This window comes from Subsaximicrobium wynnwilliamsii, from assembly GCF_007997225.1.
Classification (GTDB): Bacteria; Bacteroidota; Bacteroidia; order Flavobacteriales; family Flavobacteriaceae; genus Psychroserpens; species Psychroserpens wynnwilliamsii.
The window spans coordinates 1-5305 of the sequence record NZ_VORM01000058.1 but is presented as its reverse complement, the minus strand read 5'-3'; the positions used below and the strand labels follow the sequence as shown (position 1 = coordinate 5305).

The window sequence follows — 5305 nt, the reverse complement described above, 5'->3', positions numbered from 1 at the left end:
TAACAGCGCAAACTCCAGCCATCCTTCTTTAAATTCATCGTTTTACCCATAGACGGCAAATCAACCGGATTCGTCAACACAGTATTCAGCTCTGGCCTATCGGCGAGCCGAATACTTAGTTATTGCCCACAGTTTTTTTATTTGGTCATCCAATTTACTAAATCTTTTTCATTTACTATCGACCAAGAATGTGGATGTCTTTCCCCGTTTTTTCGATAACCTCGATTTTCTGTTTTTATAAGTTCAACGTTATTCTTTCCAAACTCGGTTTTTAATTGTTCCGATAGTTTTTGAATGTAAAAAGCATTTAAATCCTTATAATCGTTTTTTGCGTGTTCTTTCCACCATTTTAAATCAGGTTCTGTATAAAATCTGATTTTTAATTTTTCTAAACCTTTAAGGTTTTCAATATTTTGGGTTTCCAATGTAAAAGGCGATTTCAGCTCGTAATTTGCGATTCCGTTCTCTGGATTTCCAAACTCACTATCTAACATTTCTTTAATCCACTTTGATTCCGCAACGGATGATTCCGAAAAATTGAGTTTTAAATTTTTTTCTGCTGTTCTGTAAAGTCCCAAAAGGTCAACTGGTGAATCCACAATAAAAACGCCTTTTGGTTGAATTTGACTTTTGGTTTTTACAAGATAATCACAGATTGTTAAACTCACATTTCCTCCGCTGGAAAATCCACCAACAAATATGTTCTTTTTTGGTAAATCATATTCACTAACTATTTTCGTTAGTTGTTCAGCTAATTTTTGTTTTTCTTTTGGTTTAAGAAACAAAAGTTCGTTTAAGTTCATTGCTAAAACTGAAAAACCATTTTTAACGCTAATTTCTGAAATTTTAAATTCGTTTAATGTGTTATCAGCGTCGCAAGGGAAGCAGGGAAATAAAATCAACAAGCCTTTTTGATTTTCAGGTTTGATTAATTCAAATTCTGATGTTTTAATAATTTCGGGCGTAGATTTTTCAGTCGACTTTGGTTTCTCGTTTTGTCCTTTGCAAGACATTGTAATCAAAGCTAAAATTATTATGTATTTCTGCATTTTTTTTAAATTGTGGGCAACGTTGTTGTGTATGGACCGTTGCGTGTTTTAACACAGACCTCTCCAAATATAAACTAACTTTTGGAAATCCATAATTTTTCCAAATGAGCACAGACCAAGCCATAGCCTTATATACGGTGTTGGCATTCGTTTTTTCTCTACTGCTTGTTAAAATTAGATATTGGCATATTTGATTCCAGTTTGAATTCAATTTTATCAATTTTTTCATTTATTCCAGTATGAAAATAGAGTATATAATCTTCACTCCCATTTCCCAAATTCAAACCTACTTCAAAGTTATCAAATCCTAAATGAAGCATTTTGCTTTTAAAGTCGTGGAATTTAAACTGAAGTTTTTTCTTATTTTTGGATATCGTAATCTTTCCGTATATCTCATCTTCGTAAGTTCCAATATATTCATCTATTTTGTGTAATAACGGTTTTTCTTCTTTTGTGTCCTTCTCCGTGTTATCAGTTTTTTTATATTCTAAAGATTTTTCCCATTTATAATCTCTTTCGTAATTATCATCCCCAAAAATGTTGAGAGCATAGTCTGTAATTATTGAAATATAGTCAGACCAATTATTTGTCATTATTGCAATACCAAACTTATCATCTTCTGTAATAGTTACTTTTGACCTAAAACCATCTATACCTCCTTCTTTTTGAATGAATTTTTTTCCATTTGGATATCCCATTATCCAACCAATAGAGGAAGAAATAGCTCGATTTGGATTGAATGTAGCGTGAGGAGCAGTATAATAATTATATTGGTCTTCAGTTATATAATTTTGATTATCAATCTTACCTTTATTAGCCAACATCTTAATCCATAAAGCCATATCGCTTGGGGTAGATGAAACAGAACCTGCTGGAGCAATGATATCAATGTTTTGATAATCTACTTCTGTAATACCGTCTGATTTATAACCCTTTGCTCTTTCCTTATAATTTAAGTATTCTTGAAATACAGAATATGAATTATACATATGTAAAGGTGTGAAAACTTCGTCTTTCACCAAATTACCCCAATTTTTTCCGCTCACTTTTTCCTCAACAATTCCAGCAATTAAATACATAAAATTGTTGTAACTATATTGTTGTCTTATTGGGTATTTTGATTTCATCAAAGGAAGTTTCTCCAATATTTCATCTCTTGTAATTGATGAATTTTTATAGTACAGTAAGTCATATCTTCCAACTCCCGTCATATGAGTAAAAAGGTCTTTTATCGTAGCATTTTCAGTAACATAATTATCATCTACTTTAAATTCTGGATAATAATTTTTTACAGGAGCGTTCCAATCCAATAAACCCTTTTCTACAAGTCTTGATGCAATTATGCCAGTCATTGGTTTTGTATTAGAACCAATAGGAAATAGAGTGTTTTCTGTTACAATATTTTTGTTGGCAACATCTCTGTAGCCTAATCCTCCTTTATAAATTATTTCCCCGTTATAAACTATTGCTATTCCTACTCCTGCGGTATTAGTTTTAATCATTAAAGAATCAGATAATTCCAAAAAGTATTTTAGTTTTTGTTCAATTGTTTTTTCTTTATTTCCTGATTGTCCAAATAATACTAATTGAGAAAGGATTAATAGAGTAGTAAACCATTTTTTCATAAATTCTAATTTTTTGATATTTTAAAATGCAAAACTACTATTTAGAATAAAAAAGAACGTTCTACTTTATTAGGAATTAGTGCTACTTTATACAAGTTATTAATTATCAATTGTTTTTCTATATTGAGAAGGTGTTAAATCTGTGTGTTTTTTGAATGCAGTATTAAAAGGTGTTTTAGAATTAAAGCCTACATCATACATAATTTCTTGAATTGTGATTTTTTTAGATGATGTGTTTCTTAATTTTTCGGTTGCTTTTTTTATTCGATATTCATTGACAAAATCAAAAAAATGTTTTCCCATATGTTGATTTATTAAAATGGATAATTCTCTTGAAGGAATTTCTAATTGATTTGCTAATTTTTGAAGTGTTAAGGATGAATCAAGATAAGGTTCATTTTCTTGCATAAACCGTTCTATTTTTTTAATACCTAAATCTTCAATTTCATCTATGTTTACTTTGAGAGGAAATAGACTTGCATCTATACCTTGAAATATTTTAGGTGCAAAAAGTGCTTTGCTAAACAACCAAGAAATGAAAATTATAACGAAAAGTAACATTGTAATACGCAAATTGTTAGTAGTTTCAATGTTGTTGTAAGTAAACCTGTAAATACTTTTTGCCAATGTTATAGCTGATATTATAAAAGAAATAATTAAAAACTTTTTTAACCAAGTGTAGTTTATAAAGGCGTTTGGGTTAGAATAATTTTGTTTTATGATTTTTCTATACCGTATAACTTGGTAAACTCCAGCAAATAAAAAAGTAAAACCAATTATGTAACCAAAAAAGGTGACAAATATAGCTTCTGGTTGTTCATAATAATTTTTAAAAAATAATTCTTGTTTATCTATGCTAACGTTGAAGAAATTGGGAAATATTATTGTTAGATTAATTAAAAGAGGCACAAAAAATAAGATATGCTTAACTTTCAATTTGAAATTATCGTAAAGTATGGAAAGAATATACAAGTAAAATAAAGGGGCTTTTAACCCAGCTAAACCCTCCATTCGAAGCATTTCGGCAGAATATGATAACGTTATAAATTTAGGGTAAAAATATGCAGTAAAATCTAAAGCAATAATTATTAAATATACTGCAAAAATTAAGTTGCTTAACTTTTTGCTTGTTTTAGAAATAATTAAATATGTTGCAAAAAACAGGAACAAAAAGACAACAAAAACACCTAATAATTCGATAATGCTAAATGTCATAAGTTCGAATATTAGGTCTTAAATTGTTCCATTCTAAAATTCTTTTTTGAGTTTATTTCGTAATAAATTTCTGTTATTTTTTTGATTTAATACGGTTTTTTTTAAATGAATGCCAACGTTGTTATGTATGGACCGTTGCGTGTCTCACACACGAACTATTAAAGATACAATTTCCCGCCTAATTCCAAAAATTCGGTAAATTTAGATTTGTAATTTAAAAATCTATCATCATCATTGACAATGATTTCTACTTGAATTCCTCTTTTAAGACAATTAGTTAACTCTCTAATAATGAAATTTTCTCCAACCCAAGCAACGGAAGCAAAAACATTGAATTTTGCGTGTTTCAAGTTTTGGATTATAATTTCTTTAATATTTTCAAAATGTATTTCCATTCGGGTTAGTTTGGTCAAATTGTGGGCAACGTTTATGTGTATGGACCGTTGCGTATTAAAGCACGAACCATTAAAGATACAAAACTCCGCTGGAAAATTCCGAAGAATTTTCCAGATTAGCACAGACCCAGCAATGGCTTATACACGGTGTTGTGTAGCGTATTTTATTCAATGGCAAATTTAATACTTACTTCACTCTCCACTTTGATTGGTCTAAACTCAATCGTTGGTGGTTCGTATTCTTGTTTTCCTTTATTTGAATATCCCATTACGACAACTTCCTGTAATTCTCCGCTGAAATTATTGTAAGTTTCGTAATATTTGTCAGTTATATGAATCGCACGAGTTACTTTTTGATTTAATGGTCTTACTAAAAAGTCAGCTTGTGTTCTAGCTTTTTCAACTGCTTTTGCTTTAAGTTCAAGTTTTAATTCTTCCATTTTAGAATATTCAGTTCTGTCTAAATTGACATTAGATATTCCGATTTCTTCTAATGCAACTAATACTTTACCTGCGGTTTGTGAGTCAAAAACCTTTAATTCGTATGCTTTGTCTTTCATTATATCCTTTTGTTTCAGGAAGTATTTTTTGAAATTGCTCGCTAAATCAGAAAGCGTTAGTTGTTTTTCAGTATTAATTCCGAGAGACTTTAATTTCTGAATCATTTTTGATTCCATTTCTTCGACAGGAATTCTATTTCTTTCATCCTTCTCTCGAATTAAAATGTCCAAATAAATAATATCTGGCTTTATCAGTGTGTCAACCTTTGCTATTGTTTCAAGATATGGTTGGTCAATAAAGTTTTTAGTTTGTCCGTTTGAAATTTGACAAGTTAAAATAAGTCCTAAAATCAGTAATATTCTATTCATTTGGTTTTTTGTTTTATATGCTACACAACGCTCTTGAGTATGATTAGTTGCGTGTCTCAATCGCTAATTTAGCAAATAAAAACGAACTTGGGCATCCCACGAGTATTTTCGGAAGAAGAACAGGCCCAGCAATTAATTATACGCGATGTTGT

Annotated in this window: 5 protein-coding genes; all 5 read right to left on the bottom strand. The window is 30.0% G+C overall.

Annotation, left to right across the window (positions count from 1 at the left end):
- Positions 1-137 precede the first annotated feature (137 nt).
- Entirely contained in the window at positions 138-1049 is a 912-nt protein-coding gene (locus ESY88_RS20220; protein ID WP_147088495.1) for an alpha/beta hydrolase fold domain-containing protein, read from the bottom strand.
- Between the two features lie 158 nt (positions 1050-1207).
- Positions 1208-2674 carry a serine hydrolase gene (locus tag ESY88_RS20215; protein WP_147088494.1) on the bottom strand — a complete coding sequence of 489 codons (1467 nt, stop codon included), beginning with the start codon at positions 2672-2674 and terminating at the stop codon, positions 1208-1210.
- A 99-nt stretch (positions 2675-2773) separates the two neighbouring features.
- A complete protein-coding gene (locus ESY88_RS20210; RefSeq protein ID WP_147088493.1) occupies positions 2774-3889 on the bottom strand; it encodes a helix-turn-helix domain-containing protein in 1116 nt (371 codons plus the stop codon).
- A gap of 158 nt (positions 3890-4047) precedes the next feature.
- Positions 4048-4284 (bottom strand): phospholipase D-like domain-containing protein, encoded by a 237-nt coding sequence (locus tag ESY88_RS20205; protein ID WP_147088492.1) that lies wholly within the window; start codon positions 4282-4284, stop codon positions 4048-4050.
- A gap of 164 nt (positions 4285-4448) precedes the next feature.
- The gene (locus ESY88_RS20200; RefSeq protein WP_147088491.1) at positions 4449-5153 is read right to left on the bottom strand and encodes an SIMPL domain-containing protein; all 705 of its coding nucleotides are present in this window, start codon (positions 5151-5153) and stop codon (positions 4449-4451) included.
- Positions 5154-5305 lie beyond the last annotated feature (152 nt).